This window comes from Paenibacillus pinisoli (genome assembly GCF_003605435.1).
GTDB lineage: Bacteria > Bacillota > Bacilli > Paenibacillales > Paenibacillaceae > Pristimantibacillus > Pristimantibacillus pinisoli.
On sequence record NZ_QXQB01000015.1, the window covers coordinates 1 to 719 of the forward strand.

Genomic DNA, 719 nt, shown 5'->3' on the forward strand with positions numbered 1-719 from the left:
AAATCCCCGGATCAAAGCCTGCTTACGGCTCCCCGAGGCGGTATCGTTGTTCGCCACGTCCTTCTTCGGCTCCTGGTGCCTAGGCATCCTCCGTGCGCTCTTACTAGCTTAACCTAGTATCGCTGGCATTAAGCCAACGTTTAAATCATGCTAAAGGATGTTTCAGCAGAAGATTCTCTTCTCATCCGAAGATAAGAAATAAATACTTCTTGTTACTTTCGTTATCCAGTTTTCAAGGAACAATTGCCGCGTTAGCGACAGGATATTCATATTACCACCATAGTTCAGGCTTTTCAACAATCAAATGTTGGAAATTAAACTATGTTGTTGTGGTATATTCTTACCCGCTTGGCGACGTCCTACTCTCCCAGGACCCTGCGGTCCAAGTACCATCGGCGCTGGAGGGCTTAACGGTCGTGTTCGGTATGGGAACGCGTGGTTCCCCTCCGCCATCGCCACCAAACGGATTGGTGAAGATTTCGCAGATGCGAAAACTTCTTAGAAAGACGATTAGTCTTTCAAAACTGACAACGAGCGAGCAACATCTGCCTGAGATTTGGAAACTTATGCTTCCTGATCCGAACTTCATCGAGTTCGGGTATATCCTTAGAAAGGAGGTGATCCAGCCGCACCTTCCGATACGGCTACCTTGTTACGACTTCACCCCAATCATCTACCCCACCTTCGGCGGCTGGCTCCCTTGCGGGTTACCCCACCGA

General features: G+C 49.0%; 3 rRNA genes. All 3 read right to left on the minus strand.

From position 1 onward, the window contains the following. Positions 1-114: ribosomal RNA gene (locus tag D3P09_RS27260) — 23S ribosomal RNA — on the minus strand; the annotation flags it as partial. 232 nt (positions 115-346) lie between these two features. Further along, positions 347-463, minus strand: a 5S ribosomal RNA gene (gene rrf / locus D3P09_RS27265). 147 nt (positions 464-610) lie between these two features. Continuing rightward, positions 611-719, minus strand: a 16S ribosomal RNA gene (locus tag D3P09_RS27270); the annotation flags it as partial.